Source organism: Mucilaginibacter terrae (assembly GCF_042679325.1).
Classification (GTDB): domain Bacteria; phylum Bacteroidota; class Bacteroidia; order Sphingobacteriales; family Sphingobacteriaceae; genus Mucilaginibacter; species Mucilaginibacter terrae.
The window spans coordinates 86,346-104,803 of record NZ_JBHTMJ010000009.1 but is presented as its reverse complement, the minus strand read 5'-3'; the positions used below and the strand labels follow the sequence as shown (position 1 = coordinate 104,803).

Here is an 18,458-nt window from a genome sequence, read left to right as displayed (position 1 = left end):
ATATGTGCTTTGACATAATAATAAACCCCAAAAGTTTTTGTCTAACTTTTGGGGGTCACTTCATATTGATACAGCCTCTCTAAGTATTTAAGTTAATTATGATATAATTAAAGCTTTCTTTTTACTTCTACGTTTTCGTAAGCCTCTACAATATCACCCACCTCAATATTATTGAAGTTATGAATGTTCAACCCGCACTCGTAACCGGTGGCAACTTCTTTCACATCATCTTTGTAACGTTTTAATGAAGCCAGTTCACCTGTGTATATTACTACACCATCACGTACGATACGGATCTTGCTGTTACGGTTAATTTTACCATCCAATACCATACAACCTGCAATAGTACCCACCTTACTAATCTTAAAGGTTTCGCGGATTTCTACATTAGCAACGATCTTCTCTTCAAAAGTTGGGGCAAGCATGCCTTCCATTGCAGCCTTAATCTCGTTAATAGCATCGTAGATGATCGAGTACAAGCGAATATCGATTTGCTCCTGCTCGGCCAGTTTGCGCGCACTTCCCGAAGGACGTACCTGGAAACCTATAATGATGGCATCTGAAGCCGAAGCTAACAATACATCCGATTCGGAGATTTGACCTACGGCTTTGGAAATAATGTTTACCTGGATCTGGTCGGTTGACAGCTTCAACAATGAATCTGACAGGGCTTCGATAGAACCGTCCACGTCTCCCTTAACAATAATGTTAAGTTCCTTAAAGTTACCGATAGCCAAACGACGACCGATCTCATCCAAAGTAATGTGTTTTTGGGTACGTAAACCTTGCTCGCGTTGTAACTGTAAACGTTTATTGGCAATTTCACGTGCTTCTACTTCGCTTTCCAGCGCGTTAAACCTGTCACCCGCAGTTGGTGCGCCTTGCATACCCAACACCTGTACCGGTGTACTTGGTCCTGCTTCGCTTACACGCATACCTCGTTCGTTAGTCAATGCTTTAACACGGCCGCTATAACTACCGGCTAATATTGGATCGCCCACGCGTAAGGTACCTGCTTGTACTAATACTGTAGTTACAATACCGCGGCCTTTATCCAAAGCTGCTTCAATTACATTACCTACAGCACGTTTATTAGGGTTGGCTTTCAGTTCTAATAACTCTGCTTCCAGCAAGATCTTCTCCAGCAGCAAACTTACATTTAAACCCGTTTTGGCCGATATTTCCTGGCTTTGGTATTTACCACCCCATTCTTCCACTAAAATATTCATAGCAGATAATTGCTCACGTATCTTATCGGCGTTTGCACCAGGTCTGTCAATTTTGTTGTAAGCAAATATGATCGGCACTCCTGCTGCCTGCGCATGGTTTATCGCCTCACGCGTTTGCGGCATCACACTATCATCTGCTGCAATAACAATAATAACAATATCTGTTACCTGGGCACCACGTGCACGCATAGCGGTAAACGCTTCGTGACCCGGTGTGTCCAGAAATGTAATTTTACCTTTATCTTCCAGCGTTACTTCATAGGCACCAATGTGCTGGGTTATACCCCCGGCTTCACCGCCAATAACGTTGGTTTTCCGTATAAAATCGAGCAATGATGTTTTACCATGATCTACGTGACCCATAATGGTTACAATAGGTGCACGTGGAATTAATGATTCGGGGCTGTCGGCTTCTTCAAGATTGATCTCTTCATCGGCCAGGGTAACAAACTCTATCTGGTAGCCAAACTCGTCGGCCACAATGCTTAAGGTTTCAGCATCCAAACGTTGATTAATGGATACGAACATACCTAAGCTCATACAGGTAGAGATGATCTGTGTAACCGATACATCCATTAAAGAGGCCAGCTCATTAGCCGTAACAAACTCAGTAACTTTCAGCACTCTTGAGAGGGCATCCTGTTCCATTGCCAGTTCTTCGGCCGTTGCAGCTACATCATCACGTTTTTGACGACGAAACTTAGCCCGCTGTGCAAATTTACCCGATTTGCCGGCACCGCTTAAACGGGCCAGTGTAGCTTTAATCTGATCTTGTATTTCTTTTTCTGTAGGTTCTTCTTTAGGCGCACCCGGTGTTGCCGGGGCATTACGATTTCCAAAAGGCGGACGACCAGCATTATTTCCACCGCCAGCGGGACGATTGCCCTGATAGCCGCCACCAGCCGGACGATTGCCCTGGTAACCGCCACCACCAGCCGGACGATTGCCCTGATAGCCGCCACCTTGCTGACCACCCTGGCTTTGACCACCCTGCTGACCCGGACCGCCTTGCCCCTGGGTTGGCTGTTGCCCCTGGTTAGGCCCATGGCCTTGTCCTGGTGCATTTTCTTTACGTTTACGTTTACGCTTATTTTCGGCGCTGTTAGGATTTGATGAAGCAACAGGCCCGTTACCACCACGACGGTTGTTATCAACCGGTAGCTGGATTTTACCTATTACGTTAGGGCCGGTAAGACGATCTGCCTTAGCGCGGATAACGTCATCTATAGGTGCCGATGCCTCGGTTTCTGCTGCCGGAACAGCCAGTGTAGCCGGAACTGCGGGCGCAGAAGTTACAGTTACTGGTGTTGAAGCCGGAGCAGCAACTGGTACTACAGGAGCAACGGTTGCTAAAGGCTCGAGTTTGGGTTCGGGTATAGCCGCCACAGTAACTGGTGCCGGTTCAGGTGCAATAGGTACCACTGGTGCCGATGCAACCGGTGCAGGTGCTACTGGTTCGGGCTTTGGATCTGGTTTAACAACTAAAGGAACAGGTGCCGGAGTTGGAGCTACCGGCGCTGGCATTTCGGCAACAGGCTCAGGCTTAACATCGGGGCGCGGTGCAGGTTTGTTCAAGTTATTCAGATCAATTTTACCTACTACTTTTACACCTGGCAATGTGCCATCGTTACGCTCCTGATCTTTTTCGGCTTCTTTGGGCCTGTTAGCCGGCGTTGGGCTATATATTCCTGCATTTTTGATAAGGATCTCTTCACGCTCAAATTCTTTAGAACGTGGCTCTGCCGGTTTAGCATCAGGTACAAAACCAGGCTCATCCCTACGGATCTTTCCGATATTGATCTGCTTGGCTTCTTCCTTAATACTTTTGTCTGCAGCAAACTGTTTTACCAGTGTGCTGTACATTTCGCCGTTCAATACAGACATAGGACTTTTATCAACCTTATAGCCTTTAGTTGCTAAAAAGTCAATAATGGTACCCATACCAATGTTCAGCTCTTTTACTGCTTTTATTAATTTTATGCTTTTGTCTTCGGACATTTAATATTTTTTTCTCTGCGTATTATATGCAAAATTACTACTTTTTATCGGCATATATTCAGCTTATTCAAACTCTGCCTGCAGAATTGATAAAACATCTTTAACGGTTTCCTCTTCCAGATCTGTACGTTTCACCAATTCGCCAATACTCAGGCTTAAAATTGATTTTGCTGTGTCTAAACCAACGCGTTTTAGCTCATCAATAATCCAGCCATCTATTTCATCTGAGAACTCTTCAATGTCCACATCTTCCTCATGTTCATCGGCCTCACGGTACACATCTACCTCATAACCGGTTAGCTTACCGGCCAGTTTAATATTATGACCTCCACGGCCAATAGCCAGTGATACCTGGTCGGGTTTTAAATACACAGCGGCTGTTTTGCGCTCATCATCTAATTTAATAGAAGTGATCTTAGCCGGCGATAACGCCCTTTGTATGTATAACTGTATATTATTGGTGTAGTTAATTACGTCGATGTTTTCGTTCTTCAACTCTCTTACTATGCCATGAATACGCGATCCCTTCATCCCCACGCAGGCACCTACAGGGTCTATACGGTCATCAAATGATTCTACGGCAACTTTAGCACGCTCACCAGGTTCACGAACAATTTTTTTGATAGTAATTAAACCATCAAAAATTTCGGGCACTTCCAGTTCAAACAAACGTTGTAAAAACTCAGGAGCCGTACGTGATATAATGATCTTAGGATTGCTGTTCAGCATATCTACTTTATAAACCACCGCTTTTACGCTGTCGCCTTTCTTAAAGTAGTCGGCCGGTATTTGCTCACTTTTAGGCAGCAATAACTCATTGCCTTCATCGTCCAGCACTAAAGTTTCTTTTTTCCAAACCTGGTAAACTTCGCCGGTAATAATTTCGCCAACGCGGTCTTTGTATTTTTTGAAGATCTCGTCTTTCTCCAGTTCTAAAATTTTAGATACCAGTGTTTGACGCGCGGCTAAAATGGCACGACGGCCAAAGCTTTCTAACGTAATCTGCTCTACATATTCGTCGCCAACTTCCAAATCAGGGTCAAGCTTAACGGCTTCGGCCAGTTCGATCTCTAAATCGTCGTCTTCCGAAAATCCATCTTCCATTACCTTACGCGTGCGCCATATTTCTAAGTCACCATTGTCGGTGTTTACAATTACGTCGCAATTTTCGTCATTACCGTATTTTTTACGGATCATGCTACGAAATACATCCTCCAACACACTCATCATGGTTGGGCGGTCGATGTTTTTGAAGTCTTTAAATTCCTGAAAGGAATCTATTAAATTAATATTGCTCATATTTATTTAAACGATATTAAAACTTTGGTTTCTGTTATAGTATCTACCGGAATGGTACTTTCTACCACTTCCGCTTTTTTACCTTTAATTTTTATTGTCTCTTCAATCAGTACGTGGTCGGCGGTTAAAGCCAGTAATTTCCCTTCACGTTTGTTACCATCGGTAGTTTTAATTTCTACCTGCCGGCCTATGTTTTTCACATATTGCCTCGGCAGGGTAAGCGGGGTGTCTATTCCCGGCGATGATACCTCCAGGTTGTAGGCATCGTCAACTACATTTTCCTCTTCCAGATGATAACCTACATGGCGGCTTACATCAACACAGTCGGTAATTCCAAGGCCGTTATCACCATCAATTAAAATGATGAGTTTGCCATTGCTATGCATTTTTAAACTAACTAAAAATACTCCCGGCTTTTCTGCAAGCTTCTCCTCAACCAGTTCTGTTGCTCTTTTTTCAACAGTTGTCATTTGCAAAAATTTGATTGATAAATAAAAAGAGGGGACATAGGTCCCCTCTTTCGATGCGCAAATATAACAATTAAATTTTGATTTTCAAGTGCTTTTGTAAATAGTCGGTGGGTCTGTTAGTCGGAAGTCCGCAAGTGGGAAAGTTGGAAATACTAATTTCGGACTAACGGACTCACCGACTTCCGACTAAAAACTAACGGACTCTAATCAAATAATCATGCGTATAGGCCTGCTTACGGGTAGCGGGGTTTAAAAACTCTTTTGTTAGGCGGGTAATGCCAAAATCAACGTCTGAGTATACCACATCAAATTTCACTCCTTCTTTTTCTAAGTTGGCTTTTGCTTCGGGTGTGGTAAAGATCCAAACTGGTTGTCCCTGTGATCTTTTTTCTTTAATCCCACTCAGGCCTATAAAAGGTGTAAGATTTTGAGCATAGAAATTAAAGCCCGAACTGTGATAGTTAAAATTATAGATGTGCTCTTTAGGGATGTGATTACGGTTAACTACCTGTGCCAGGCCAATACCACCCTGGTAATTTAACAATTGCTGATAAACATTCCCGTTAAGCAACACATTAGTGAGCGATGCCATTAGTACCGATAATACAACCAAACGGGTTAAAACCTTTTGCTCCTTTATAATTACATATACCATTGCTGCCAAAACAATAAGCGCTACCCCAATAACCGACCATGACCGTACCGGGAAACACCAGAAATTAAGCAGTATTAATATTAATACTATTATAGCGATAACCAGGTATTGCACCTTTAAATACATGTTCAAACTTTTTACCTGCTGTGCATCAAATTTAGATACCAGTAACCCTGCCGTAATTAAGGCAAAAAACGGGAACAGGATATTCAGGTAGTGCGGTAACTGGTAACCCGATGAGGAAATAATAATGAAGATAATAATAATGGTACCAACGGTTAAAAACTCATGGTGCTTTATGTACGCAAAACGGTTTTTAATAAAGAAGGCTATCTTATCAAAAAAGGCAATGTAAGTAAGCAGGCAAAAGGGCAAAAAAGCCCAAAGCAACGTATGAAAGAAAAAGAAATAATCTTTATGACCCTTACCCCAGTGCTTACCATCCAGCCGTTCAAAGTTTTGCTGCCACATAATAAATTTCACACCCGATACATGCGTCATGTTACGCACTACCTTTTCGGGGTGCAGGTCATACTGCAAATAATAGCAGTACACGCAAGGGGCGATAAACATTAGCCAAAGCACAAATACCACCAGCCATCGCCAGTTAAACATCATGCCCCAGTTGCGTTGATAAAGCAGGAAGAAGAACAAGGCGGCGCATGGCATTACAAAACCGATCATACCTTTAGTGGTAAAGGCCATAGCCAGTCCCAGCGCGGCCAACACATAATTATACCACTGTTTATTAACGGCCGACTCTACCAGTTGCCAGGTGGCAAATATGATACTGCCGGTAAGCAGGGCATCCATCCGTACATCGTTATTAGCTAAAAACTGCGCTTGGGCGCTGGCATAAATTACCGCAGCCAGCATACCGGCATTGCGGTTATAAAGTAGTTTACCCAAACGAAAAGTAGAAAATAAGCCTAAAATGGTAGCTAATAAAGCTGGGATTTTATAGGCAATAGTGTTAACGCCAAAGATGTTGAATGATAGAGCCGAAAGCCAGAAATGCAAATGAGGCTTATCGAGGTAATCTTTACCGTTATCATCTACCAGGTTCACATAATCATGGTTTTGCACCATGTGCAGGGCAATATTGGCATGATGCGAGGCATCCTCGTTCATGAGCGGCACAAATAAGCCAAATATATAGCCTGCCAGTAATGCTACAAAAAGCCAGAACCAGGTTTGATTATTAATAGGGTTTTGCGTCATGGAAAATTCCGTTTATCAACAGTTGAGCTTGCAAGGCATAGCCGAATGATGTGGTAAAATTACTCATTTTTGAAAACAAGCACACCGGCTCAATGGGAATTAGCTAAAACATTAAAAGAAACGCAGATGTTTAATAAGTATAAAAAGCAAAACTTTATGAAAATCATTAGAAATATAGCAGCCATGGCAATTATCGTAGCCGCGTTAACGGCTTGCGGAAGCAGCGAAAACAAAAGTATTGGCGGCAGTACCGATACCTCGAAAAGCGCATCGGGCCAGGGCGTAAGCAGCGTAGGCGGAGTTGATTCGACAGCGAAAGACACGACAGAAACCGACACAGCCAGTCAGGGTAATTCCACACCTACCGGCAGACCTTAAATAAGGTTTAAAAACTATTTCAGTTTGTGATGGGTAATAATGCCAACCATATTTTGTTTAGTGACTTTGTTTAGTGACAGTGCTGCGTTTTAATTTAAGAAACATTCTTTTTTTAAACAAACAAAGCCCCTCTGGCGTACCAGAAGGGCTTTTACTATAAATTCAAGTTTGTAATTGGTTAATTAAAAAGGAAGATTATCAGCTTCCGTGCTTCTGTCGTAATTGCTGTCGGCAGCTTCACTCTTAACAGTTTGTCTGCTTACATTTTCACTCTCAAAATCTGTTTTACGGCCTAAAACGGTAAAGTTTTCGGCAACCACTTCGGTGGTGTATTTTCTAATGCCGCTTTTGTCTTCAAATGAGCGGGTCCTTAATTTACCTTCAATATAAACTAGTTTTCCTTTTTGCAGGTATTTGGCAGCTACATCGGCCAGGCCTCGCCACATCACAATGTTGTGCCATTCGGTTTGTTCAACTTTACGGCCATCTTTATTAAAACTTTCTGAGGTGGCCAGTGGAAAACTGGCTACCGAAACACCTCCTTCAAGGTAACGCACCTCGGGGTCTTTGTCTAAATGACCCACTAAAATTACTTTATTTATTCCAGACATTTGTTAATTAGAAAAGAGAGAATTATTTTCAAATTTAAAAAAATTAGTTAGAAATAAAAAAACGATTTTAGGTAAAGCTAATTTTTGTACGTTTTCTATTTCAATAAAAAACCAATCCGGCTCCAAAAATTCGGGTAAATTTTTGATCTTAATAAATCGGATTGTTAGCCGCTGATGTGTTAAAATGTGCTTTTGTAATCCAAAAACCTCCTCTGTATGCACATCAGGGCCGAAATATTGTGCAGTATGAGGCAGCGTAATTACTTCATTGGCCGGAAGTAATGTACTGGTTTCCACCAGAGGTAAATCATACAAACCGGTCCATATATCATTACCGGTACGTTTATTCATTAAAATTTTACCATCATCAATTATTAAGAAATAGTTAAAAAAGCGCTCACGTACTTTAACCGTTTTTAGCTTAACAGGGAGATGGGTGGTAGCATTAGTTTTAAAGGCAACACAGCCTGTACGCACCGGGCAAATGCCACATGCCGGATTTTTAGGTTTGCACAGCATGGCTCCAAACTCCATCATGGCCTGGTTATGTGTAGCGGGTTCCTTTTTGTTAAGCACCTCATTAGCCAATTGCTTAAACTGCTTTTTACCTGTGGTGCTGTTAATGGGTTCATTAATGCCAAAGTAACGGGCCAGTACCCTAAACACGTTACCATCTAAAACCGCCCGCGCTTCGTTGGCTGCAAACGATGATATGGCCGCTGCCGTGTAATCGCCAATACCTTTGAGTTTTATTAATTCATCATAACCCGAAGGGAATTTTCCACCGTATTCTTGTTGTATGAGTTGTGCCGTTTTAAGCATGTTACGCCCCCTCGAATAGTAACCTAAACCCTGCCAAAGCTTTAAAATGTCATCTTCACTGGCGTTGGCGAAGTCGTTTACGGTGGGGTAGTTCTCTAAAAAGCGATTAAAATACGGAAGGCCCTGTTCTACCCGGGTTTGCTGTAATATAATTTCAGAAAGCCAGATCACATAAGGGTCGGTTGTGTGGCGCCAGGGCAAATCGCGCTTGTTTTGGTGGTACCACTGTACCAACTCATCGGCAAAATTCATGTGCGGTAAAATTACTAATTAGCCGGATTGTAAGCATTAAAATGTAGCATTGTTTATCATCTTATTAAAGGCTTAATAAAAAAAAACATCTTTTATTTTAAAGTTTACTTTTAAACGCATACTTTTGCAACCCCAAAACAGTTAAGTATTTACATAAATAATTAATAGAAAAACAGATATGACTAAGGCGGAAATTATAGCTGAGATATCAACTAAAACAGGGATTGAGAAAGTTGATGTTCAGGAAACTGTTGAGGCATTTTTTAAAGTAGTTAAAACTTCGATGGTAAGTGGCGAAAATGTTTATGTTAGAGGATTCGGAAGTTTTGTAGTTAAGAAAAGAGCTAAGAAAACTGCCCGTAATATCTCTAAAAACACCGCAATTATTATACCTGAGCACTTTGTACCCAGCTTTAAGCCAGCCAAAACCTTTGTTGAAAAAGTTAGAACAGGCAATAAATCTAAAACAGCCAAAGCTTAATTATGCAAATAAAACAGATAGTTGCAGTAGTGGCCGTATTTGCGGTTATGGGCTATTTGTACATGCAGCCCGTTAAAGGGTTAGTTAAGCCAAAAGAAGAGCGTACCGCTCCGGGCAAAGAGGCAGCAGCGGCCAAGCCAGTAGTTAATGTAAATGTTGATATAGCATCTACATCAGCCAAAACACTTATAAGCTCTGCGTTGTCTACCAAAATTATTTCGCTGGAAGGGTCACTTAAAAAAGCGACCTCGCCAGCTGAAAGGCAAAAGTATCAGTTAGCGCTTGCCCAATTGTGGGATAGTGCTAACCAGCCTGCGCCATCGGCCTTTTACTACCAGGCATTAGCCACTGCCAAAAACGATTTTACCAATTGGCTTACAGCTGGTAACCGCTTTAATGATGCTTACAAGTTTACGCAAGACACTACGGTACAGCCGACTTTTGTAAATTATGCCATTCAGGCATTTAAAAAAGCAAGGGTGTTAAAGCCTGATGATTTAAGTGCGCAAACCGGCTTAGGCGTAGCTTATGTAAACCAAACCAGTTTAGGTATTGCCGATGCAGAAGGTGGTAACCCTATGCAAGGTATTACCTTATTGCTGGGTGTAGTAGCTAAAGATCCTGATAACCGGGCGGCTAATCTTAACTTAGGGCAGTTTGCCATGAAATCGGGTCAGTATCCTAAGGCGGTTGAGCGTTTTAAAAAGATGATCGCCATTAAGCCTGAAGTAGAACCGTATTTTTATCTGGCCGAAAGCTATAAGCAGCTGGGCCAAAAACAAGAAGCTATTGCAGCTTACCAAAAATGTAAGGAACTAATGCCCGACCCTACTTTCGGTCAGCGCATTGATGACTATATTAAAGAATTAAAAAATTAAATAACCCTTTAAAAAAAATTTATTATGCCAAGCGGTAAAAAACGTAAAAGACATAAAATGGCTACCCACAAACGTAAGAAACGTTTGAGAAAAAACAGACATAAGAAAAAATAAGCCGTTTTAACGGTGTATTTGCCTGTTGCCACCTAAAGTAAAGCCGCGACAGGCAAATTTTTTAGTTTGTTTTTATCCTTAGTATGCGGCGCAACCAACGCCGCTTTAAAGAAATGGAGTAGCAGTTGATAAAAGAATTAATTATCGATTCGTCCCCTGCTGGAGCTACCATTGCCCTGTTACAGGATAAACAACTCGTTGAACTTCATAAAGAGCAAATTTCCAACAATTATACCGTTGGCGATATTTACCTGGGCCGTGTTAAAAAAATAATGCCCGGACTTAATGCTGCTTTTATTGATGTAGGATACGAGAAGGATGCTTTTTTGCACTACCTGGATTTAGGTCCGCAGGTGCAAAGTCTGCTCAAATTAACCAAACAGGTACGTGGGGGTAGTTACCAAACCAAATTACTGGACGATCTGAAGCTGGAAGGTGATATTAACAAATCGGGTAAAATATCTGAGGTGTTAGTTAAAAACCAGCTGATACCGGTGCAAATTGCCAAAGAGCCAATATCAACAAAAGGCCCGAGGCTCAGTGCCGATCTTTCTATTGCCGGCCGCTATGTGGTGCTGGTGCCGTTCTCTGATGTTATTTCTATCTCTAAAAAGATAAAGAGCAACACTGAACGTACTCGTCTGCGCAAAATAGTGGAAGGCATTAAGCCAGCCAATTTTGGTGTAATTATTCGTACCGTATCTGAAGGCAAAGGGGTAACCGAAATGCAAAAAGATTTGCTGGATTTAATATCCAAGTGGGAATCTTTTATGACGCGGCTACCTGCTACCGAGCCTGCCAAAAAAATATTAGGAGAAATTGACCGTACCTCAACACTGTTACGTGATATTTTAAATGCCGATTTTCAGCACATTCATGTGAACGAGCCTTCCATTTATGAAGAGATCCGTTCGTATGTGCGTGATATATCACCCGACCTTGAAAATATTGTTCGCCTGCACAAGCACCGCGACCCGATATTTGAACATTACGGCGTAGAAAAGCAGATCAAATCTGCCTTTGGTAAAACCGTAAACCTGGCCGGTGGCGCATATTTGGTTATAGAGCATACCGAAGCATTACATGTAATTGACGTTAACAGCGGCAATCGTACAGCCAACAAGGAGAATCAGGAAGATAATGCCTTCCAGGTAAATAAAGAGGCGGCAAGAGAAATTGCCCGCCAGTTACGCTTGCGCGATATGGGCGGCATTGTGGTGGTAGATTTTATTGACATGCACAAGCCAACAAACCGTAAAGATTTGTTTGACTACCTGCGCGATGAAATGTCGCACGATAGGGCTAAGCATACCATATTGCCACCAAGTAAGTTTGGTTTAGTTCAAATTACCCGCCAGCGTGTGCGGCCCGAAATGAACATTGTAACCAACGAGGTTTGCCCTACCTGTAAAGGTACCGGCACAATACGTTCGAGCATATTGCTGATGGATGATATTGAAAATAATTTCAATTACATATTGGTAGAGCAGAACGAAAAAAGTATTACGCTCTGTGTACACCCGTACATCGAAGCCTATATCAAAAAGGGCCTGGTAAGTAAACAAGTTAAATGGTATTTTAAATACGGACAATGGATTAAGGTAAAGGGCAACCCCGCTTACCAGATCACCGAGTTTCGCTTTTTAAATACTAAAGAAGAAGAGATCAAACTATAAATGTGCAGATGCCGGATGTGCAAATGTGCAGATTACTCAAAGGCTCCGTTTTGCGGAGCCTTTGTTGTTTACGAACTTTCATATAGCCTAAATATACTGGCTAATATTATTAGTATTTTTTTATCTTTATATCATGAAATCATTTGCACATTTGCATATACGCACATTTGCACATCAAATACATGGCTAAAACTAAATCAGCATATTTTTGCCAGAGCTGCGGCTTTGAGGCGCCTAAGTGGCTGGGTAAATGCCCTTCATGTGCGCAATGGAATACTTTTGTTGAAGAGATTGTGGAAAAGCCTAATGCCGCAGCCCCTAACTGGAAAAGTATCAGCAATGGTTCCACTTCGTTGCAGCGGGCCAATAAACCTGTACAGGTATCGGATATCACTTTTTCTGAAGAACACCGCATTTTAACACCCGATAAAGAATTGAACCGCGTATTGGGCGGCGGTATTGTACCGGGTTCGTTGGTGTTAATAGGTGGCGAACCGGGCATTGGTAAGTCGACCCTGATGCTGCAAATTGCCATGAGTATGCCTGCGGCTAAAATACTCTATGTATCGGGTGAGGAAAGCGACCGGCAGATCAAAATGCGGGCGGAGCGAATTAGTACAGTTGAAAGTTCGAAGCTTAACGTTCAAAGTCAGCATCCTGAAATCAAAACCGGTTGCTTTGTACTTACCGAAACCTCAACGCAAAATATTTTTAAGCAGATAGAAGAACTACAGCCCGATTTGGTTATTGTGGATTCGATACAAACACTACATTCGGCTCATATCGAATCCACGCCGGGCAGTGTATCGCAGGTGAGAGAATGTACGGCCGAATTATTACGTTTTGCCAAGGAGAGTTCTACCCCGGTTTTTCTGATCGGGCATATTACCAAGGATGGCATGATAGCAGGTCCGAAAATTTTGGAGCACATGGTGGATACCGTGCTGCAGTTTGAAGGTGACAGGCACCACGTGTACCGGATATTACGGGCCATTAAAAACCGCTTTGGTTCAGCATCAGAGCTGGGAATTTACGAGATGCTGGGTGCCGGTTTACGGGAAGTGTCTAATCCATCGGAGATCTTATTATCACAACGGGATGAGGCATTGAGTGGAATTACTATCAGCGCTACGCTGGAAGGCTTACGGCCCATGCTGATTGAAACGCAGGCCCTGGTGAGCACATCGGCTTACGGAACGCCTCAACGTTCGGCTACGGGCTTCGATACGCGCCGTATGAATATGTTATTGGCCGTATTAGAAAAGCGTTGTGGTTTCCGGCTGGGGAATCAGGATGTGTTCCTTAACATTACAGGTGGTATCAGGGTAGAAGATCCGGCAATTGACCTGGGTTTGGCTGCGGCCATTATTTCATCGCACGAGGACATGCCGATCTCTTCAAAAACCTGTTTTGCAGGTGAGTTAGGTCTATCGGGCGAGATAAGGGCCGTAAACCGGATAGAGCAACGCATTGCCGAAGCACAAAAGTTAGGTTTCGAACAGATCTTTATTTCCAAATACAACCTGCCAGGTAAAAAGGATAAAAACCAGTTAGATCTATCGCACTATAAAATCGAAATCAAAGCCGTAAGCCGGATAGAGGAGGTTTTTGGGTTGCTTTTTGGATAGTTATGGATTTAAAAAGAGTAGCATAACCGAATAGTAGAAATAATTATCCGGTATGTCGATATGGTAACTTGCCTTCGGCAATTTGTTAATGTTAAAAAACTGTTTAACTTAACCCATATAAACCTGTACTAAATTATGGCTCTTATTAATAACACTACCGGGCTGATTACCGAAACTAATACGCCTGGTAAAAAATATCTTATACCGTTCATCCTAATTACCTGCCTGTTCTTTTTATGGGGTATGGCACATAACCTGGATTCGATACTGATACCACACTTAAAAAAAGCTTGCCAGTTAAATAACCGCCAGTCAACACTAATTGATACCGCCGTTTACCTCGCGTACTTTTTAATGGCTATACCTGCGGGTATGATGTTGAAGAAATGGGGCTACAAAAATAGTATCATTGTAGGTTTGCTGTTGTTTGCGTTTGGTGCCATCTTATTTGTACCCGCTGCCGATATGCGGGCCTATACTATGTTTTTGGGTGCTTTATTTATTATTGGTTGCGGCTTAACTATATTAGAAACTGCAGCCAACCCTTATGCTACCATTTTGGGCGACCCGGCAGGGGCAACTACCCGTTTAAATTTAGCTGCGTCTTTCAACGGACTCGCAGCTTCGGTTGCCCCCGTTATTGGAGCATTATTTATATTATCGGGCAAAGAATACACATCGGACCAGTTATCAGCCATGACGGATGCAGCACGATCTGCATACCTGCAAAGTGAAGCATCGGCGGTTAAACTACCCTATATTATTTTAGCTGTTGTGCTGATGCTGGTGGCTATCCTGTTTTACTTCGTTAGTTTCCCCGAAATTAAAGGCCAATCTAAGGAAACATCTACAGGCGGTAGTTTTTTTGGCGTATTAAGGCATAAGCATTTACTCATGGGCGTTATTGCCCAGTTTTTTTATGTGGGTGCCCAAGTATGTGTAACCAGCTTTTTTATACGTATGGCTAACCAGGGCGGTGGCTTGGATGAAAAAACGGCCAGTTACTACTTGGGTTTGTATGGCTTCCTGTTTATGTTGGGGCGGTTTGTAGGTACCGCTCTAATGCGTTTTGTATCGTCGCCTAAATTACTATCCATTTATGCAGTTGTTACAGTGGCCTTGTGTGCAGTTGCCGTTTTAGGCCAGGGAGAGTTTGTAATATATGCGCTGTGCGCACTGGGCTTCTTTATGTCTATTATGTTCCCAACCATTTTTGCTTTGGGTATCAATGGCCTGGGCGAAGACACCAAACCGGCATCGTCATGGTTAGTAATGTCTATTATTGGTGGGGCCATATTACCTTATGTAATGGCCACCGTTATCGATTTTAATAAAGATCAGATCCAACCAGGATATATTATTCCGCTGTTGTGTTTCCTGTTTATCTTGTATTATGGACTGAGCGGGTATAAGATCAAGAAGCAGTTGATCGCTTAAGGTAGATTCAAGATTACAGCGTCAGGAATAAAGACTTAAATAATAACATTAAGCCTCGTTTTAATCATGCTTAAAGCAAGACTTAAATATTGCATCCTAATAATCATTGTTATTATCGTAGGGCTGTTATCGCGCAAAGTATTGTGTATGCCTCAATGGGTGGGCGATTTATTGTGGGCATTTATGGTGTACCTGATGGTAAGGGTACTGTTAATTAAAGCATCCACCAGGCGTGTGGCTATTATTAGCATAGCATTTTGCTTTATTATTGAGTTGAGCCAATTATACCAGGCCTATTGGCTCAACCAGCTACGTCAAACACTGCCGGGCCAATTAATATTAGGTAAAGGCTTTTTGTGGAGCGATCTGGTAGCTTATATAGGTGGAGTTGTAATTGGATTAGTTATCGAGCGGTATTTTATAACCCGTTATTGCCAGGTGCCAGGCCATCTTAGCGTTAAATAAACCGCCTTGTAAAACTAATTTAAAAAGTTGCTCGTTGATAATTGAGTTTTTACAGCCTGGCTTTAAATGCGTTTGTTCTCTAAACATCGGTTATATATTTTAGGCCAGTGATTTATCGGCAGCTATTTAAATACGATTTGAGGGACTTGCCTGGAAACCCATGTAAACAGAAGTTACCGGGGGAACCCGTTCACCCTTTCCTCACCTCCCATATATGCAACCTCTCGAATAACGGCTTTTTAAGATACCGTTAAATATATTGTGTTCGGGATTGAGGTAAAATTCTTATAGTAATTAATCCTTAACAACCCAATTGTCTAAATTCCTGTTATATTTATCACTATAATTCTTTAAAATATATATGAAGAAATTTTTTATGTTGTTGCTTGTTGCTTATGCCACTGGTGTTGATGCCCAAAAGCTGGAAAAGCTGACCATTGAAAAAATCATGAGCGATCCTAAATGGATGGGTACCTCGCCCGATGACGTACGCTGGAGCGATGATAGTAAAAAGATCTATTTTACCTGGAACCCCGAGAACGCAGAACGCGCCACCCTTTACAGCATTAACCCGGGAAACAAAAAAGCGGTTAAGGTTGATTTAGCCGAGCGAAAGGCAATAATGGCAACGGGTACCTGGAATAAAAAACGCAATATTAAATTATTTGAAAACAACGGGGATATTTTCCTGTCGGACCTTAAAACAGGAAACATACTCCCTATCGCCGTAACAACCGACCGAGAAAGTAACCCGGCCTTTAATGCCGATGAAAGCAAAGTGCTTTTTATGCGTAACGATAATTTGTACGCCTTAAAACTAAACGGCGGCCAACTTTTACAACTAACCAACTTCACCCGTACCTCGGCGGGTAGCACACCGGTAGCTACAGCGGGTTTAGGTGTACGGGGCGGCGGCAGTCGGCAGGGTGGTGCATTGGCCGGTGGGCCTCCAAGGCAGGGCGGCAACACCGAAACCGGCAACCCGCAGGAGCGCTGGTTGCGCAATGAGCAAACCGAACTTTTTGAAGTAATACGCCAAAAGGCTAATGACGAAAAACTGAATGCTAATGAACGTAAACTTATGCAACCGGCTAAAAAACTGAAAGACATTTCCATTGGCGATCAATCGCTGAGCTTTGTGCAGCTTAGTCCTGACGGTCGGTACGTAACCTACCGTTTAATTAAACAGGCCGAAGGCACTAAAACTACTATTGTTCCCAGCTATGTAACCGCATCGGGCTTTACCGAGGATATTCCAAACCGTACCAAAGTGGGTGTCGCTCAATCCACTTCACAATCCTATATTTTTGATATACAGCGCGATACCGTGTACAGCATCTCTACCAAAGAAATCCCCGGTATTAAAGACCTGCCCGATTATGTAAAAGATTATCCCAAACAATTAGAAGAACGCACTAAGCGCAACGAAGACCGAAAGGTGGTAATACAAGGCCCGGTCTGGAGCGAGAATGGCCAACACGCCGTGGTTATTGTAACAGCACAAGACAATAAAGACCGTTGGATCATGAAACTGGACCCGCTTACAGGCCAGCTCACCCCGTTAGACCGTCAGCGTGATGAGGCATGGATAGGTGGCCCCGGTATTGGTGGAGGCGGATTTTCGGGTGGTAATACCGGTTGGATGGATAATAGCCATTTCTACTTTCAGAGCGAAGCCAGCGGTTACTCTCATATTTACGTGGTGGATGTAACTACCGCAACTAAGAAACAATTAACCAACGGTAACTGGGAAGTATCGGGACTTAAATTATCTGCAGATAAAAAATCGTTTTACTTTACCGGTAATATGGATCATCCGGGTATAAGCCACTATTACCGCTTGCCGGTAAATGGAGGCACACCTGTTAAGTTAACCAGCATGAAAGGCGGTAACGAGGTCGATCTTTCGCCCGATGAAAAATGGCTGGTTATCCGTCACTCTTATTCTAATAAACCCTGGGAGCTTTACGTACAACCCAATAAGCCGGGTGCTAAAGCCGTGCAGGTTACCAACTCGGCCAGTGCCGAATTTAATTCTTACGCCTGGCGCGATCCTGAAGTGGTAACATTTAAAAACCGTTATGGCAGCAACGTGTATGCGCGGGTATATGCTCCGCAAAAGGCCGATGCTGCCAAGCCTGCCGTAATTTTTGTACATGGTGCAGGATACCTTCAAAATGTGCATTACTGGTGGAGTTCCTACTTCCGTGAATATATGTTCAATAACCTGCTGGCCGAGAACGGCTATACGGTAATTGATATTGACTATACCGGTAGCGCTGGTTATGGCCGCAACTGGCGCACAGGCATCTATCGCCACATGGGTGGTAAAGATTTGGATGACCAGGTAGATGGGGTAAAATACCTGGTTGATAAATATGGCATCAACCCTAAACATGTGGGCTTATACGGTGGTTCGTATGGTGGTTTTATTACCCTGATGGCCCTCTTTACCCAACCCGATGTTTTTGCAGCTGGCGCAGGCTTGCGTTCGGTGACCGATTGGGCACATTATAACCATGGCTATACCAACAACATATTGAACGAGCCATATAATGATGAAAAGGCCTACAAACAAAGCTCGCCAATTTACTTTGCCAACGGTTTAAAAGGCCGCTTACTGATGGCGCATGGCATGGTAGATGTGAATGTGAACTACCAGGATATTATCCGGTTATCGCAAAAGCTGATAGAATTACACAAAGACAACTGGGAATTGGCCTCCTACCCTGTTGAAGACCATGGATTTGTACAACCCAGCAGTTGGACCGATGAATACAAACGTATTTACAAGCTATTTGAAGAAACGCTGAAGAGGTAAAATTGTCAATCACAAGAGCCTTC

General features: G+C 42.7%; 14 protein-coding genes. 8 read left to right on the top strand and 6 right to left on the bottom strand.

The features are described from left to right. Positions 1 to 107: 107 nt before the first annotated feature. The 4 genes from infB to ACFQ3S_RS08535 form a co-directional block, all read right to left on the bottom strand. Positions 108 to 3,227, bottom strand: a complete 3,120-nt coding sequence (gene infB, locus ACFQ3S_RS08550; protein WP_377163311.1) for a translation initiation factor IF-2 — start codon at positions 3,225 to 3,227, stop codon at positions 108 to 110. A gap of 63 nt (positions 3,228 to 3,290) precedes the next feature. After that, positions 3,291 to 4,526: a transcription termination factor NusA gene (gene nusA, locus ACFQ3S_RS08545; RefSeq protein WP_377163309.1), complete on the bottom strand. Its 1,236-nt coding sequence runs from the start codon at positions 4,524 to 4,526 to the stop codon at positions 3,291 to 3,293. 2 nt (positions 4,527 to 4,528) lie between these two features. Continuing rightward, on the bottom strand, positions 4,529 to 4,996 hold the full coding sequence (gene rimP, locus ACFQ3S_RS08540; protein WP_377163307.1) for a ribosome assembly cofactor RimP: 468 nt from the start codon (positions 4,994 to 4,996) through the stop codon (positions 4,529 to 4,531). A gap of 193 nt (positions 4,997 to 5,189) precedes the next feature. Further along, positions 5,190 to 6,872, bottom strand: a complete 1,683-nt coding sequence (locus ACFQ3S_RS08535) for an ArnT family glycosyltransferase (protein ID WP_377163305.1) — start codon at positions 6,870 to 6,872, stop codon at positions 5,190 to 5,192. Between the two features lie 69 nt (positions 6,873 to 6,941). Between ACFQ3S_RS08535 and ACFQ3S_RS08530 the strand changes: the two genes are divergently transcribed. Continuing rightward, entirely contained in the window at positions 6,942 to 7,250 is a 309-nt protein-coding gene (locus ACFQ3S_RS08530; RefSeq protein ID WP_377163303.1) for a hypothetical protein, read from the top strand. A 182-nt stretch (positions 7,251 to 7,432) separates the two neighbouring features. Here the strand turns inward: ACFQ3S_RS08530 and ACFQ3S_RS08525 are convergent, their stop codons facing one another. Further along, positions 7,433 to 7,861, bottom strand: a complete 429-nt coding sequence (locus ACFQ3S_RS08525) for a single-stranded DNA-binding protein (protein WP_377163301.1) — start codon at positions 7,859 to 7,861, stop codon at positions 7,433 to 7,435. Positions 7,862 to 7,864: 3 nt separating this feature from the next. Continuing rightward, complete coding sequence (gene mutY / locus ACFQ3S_RS08520) at positions 7,865 to 8,935, bottom strand: A/G-specific adenine glycosylase (RefSeq protein WP_377163299.1); 1,071 nt, start codon at positions 8,933 to 8,935, stop codon at positions 7,865 to 7,867. Positions 8,936 to 9,113: 178 nt separating this feature from the next. Between mutY and ACFQ3S_RS08515 the strand changes: the two genes are divergently transcribed. The 7 genes from ACFQ3S_RS08515 (at position 9,114) to ACFQ3S_RS08485 (ending at position 18,435) form a co-directional block, all read left to right on the top strand. Further along, positions 9,114 to 9,416 (top strand): HU family DNA-binding protein, encoded by a 303-nt coding sequence (locus tag ACFQ3S_RS08515; protein WP_377163297.1) that lies wholly within the window; start codon positions 9,114 to 9,116, stop codon positions 9,414 to 9,416. 2 nt (positions 9,417 to 9,418) lie between these two features. Continuing rightward, positions 9,419 to 10,294, top strand: coding sequence for a tetratricopeptide repeat protein (locus ACFQ3S_RS08510; RefSeq protein WP_377163295.1), 876 nt, complete (start codon positions 9,419 to 9,421; stop codon positions 10,292 to 10,294). Positions 10,295 to 10,533: 239 nt separating this feature from the next. Then, a complete protein-coding gene (locus ACFQ3S_RS08505; RefSeq protein ID WP_377163293.1) occupies positions 10,534 to 12,084 on the top strand; it encodes an Rne/Rng family ribonuclease in 1,551 nt (516 codons plus the stop codon). A 182-nt stretch (positions 12,085 to 12,266) separates the two neighbouring features. Beyond that, a complete protein-coding gene (radA, locus tag ACFQ3S_RS08500; protein WP_377163291.1) occupies positions 12,267 to 13,712 on the top strand; it encodes a DNA repair protein RadA in 1,446 nt (481 codons plus the stop codon). 135 nt (positions 13,713 to 13,847) lie between these two features. Beyond that, a complete protein-coding gene (gene fucP, locus ACFQ3S_RS08495) occupies positions 13,848 to 15,149 on the top strand; it encodes an L-fucose:H+ symporter permease (RefSeq protein ID WP_377163289.1) in 1,302 nt (433 codons plus the stop codon). Between the two features lie 66 nt (positions 15,150 to 15,215). Beyond that, positions 15,216 to 15,614 (top strand): ribosomal maturation YjgA family protein, encoded by a 399-nt coding sequence (locus ACFQ3S_RS08490; protein WP_377163287.1) that lies wholly within the window; start codon positions 15,216 to 15,218, stop codon positions 15,612 to 15,614. Between the two features lie 361 nt (positions 15,615 to 15,975). Beyond that, the gene (locus ACFQ3S_RS08485; protein WP_377163285.1) at positions 15,976 to 18,435 is read left to right on the top strand and encodes a S9 family peptidase; all 2,460 of its coding nucleotides are present in this window, start codon (positions 15,976 to 15,978) and stop codon (positions 18,433 to 18,435) included. Positions 18,436 to 18,458: the final 23 nt, after the last annotated feature.

Bases quoted from the DNA above. Each gene is read 5' to 3' on its own strand.
- mutY (WP_377163299.1), bottom strand. From the start codon at position 8,935: ATGAATTTTGCCGATGAGTTGGTACAGTGGTACCACCAAAACAAGCGC.
- infB (WP_377163311.1), bottom strand. From the start codon at position 3,227: ATGTCCGAAGACAAAAGCATAAAATTAATAAAAGCAGTAAAAGAGCTG.
- ACFQ3S_RS08515 (WP_377163297.1), top strand. From the start codon at position 9,114: ATGACTAAGGCGGAAATTATAGCTGAGATATCAACTAAAACAGGGATT.
- rimP (WP_377163307.1), bottom strand. From the start codon at position 4,996: ATGACAACTGTTGAAAAAAGAGCAACAGAACTGGTTGAGGAGAAGCTT.
- fucP (WP_377163289.1), top strand. From the start codon at position 13,848: ATGGCTCTTATTAATAACACTACCGGGCTGATTACCGAAACTAATACG.
- nusA (WP_377163309.1), bottom strand. From the start codon at position 4,526: ATGAGCAATATTAATTTAATAGATTCCTTTCAGGAATTTAAAGACTTC.
- radA (WP_377163291.1), top strand. From the start codon at position 12,267: ATGGCTAAAACTAAATCAGCATATTTTTGCCAGAGCTGCGGCTTTGAG.
- ACFQ3S_RS08535 (WP_377163305.1), bottom strand. From the start codon at position 6,872: ATGACGCAAAACCCTATTAATAATCAAACCTGGTTCTGGCTTTTTGTA.
- ACFQ3S_RS08525 (WP_377163301.1), bottom strand. From the start codon at position 7,861: ATGTCTGGAATAAATAAAGTAATTTTAGTGGGTCATTTAGACAAAGAC.
- ACFQ3S_RS08490 (WP_377163287.1), top strand. From the start codon at position 15,216: ATGCTTAAAGCAAGACTTAAATATTGCATCCTAATAATCATTGTTATT.
- ACFQ3S_RS08485 (WP_377163285.1), top strand. From the start codon at position 15,976: ATGAAGAAATTTTTTATGTTGTTGCTTGTTGCTTATGCCACTGGTGTT.
- ACFQ3S_RS08510 (WP_377163295.1), top strand. From the start codon at position 9,419: ATGCAAATAAAACAGATAGTTGCAGTAGTGGCCGTATTTGCGGTTATG.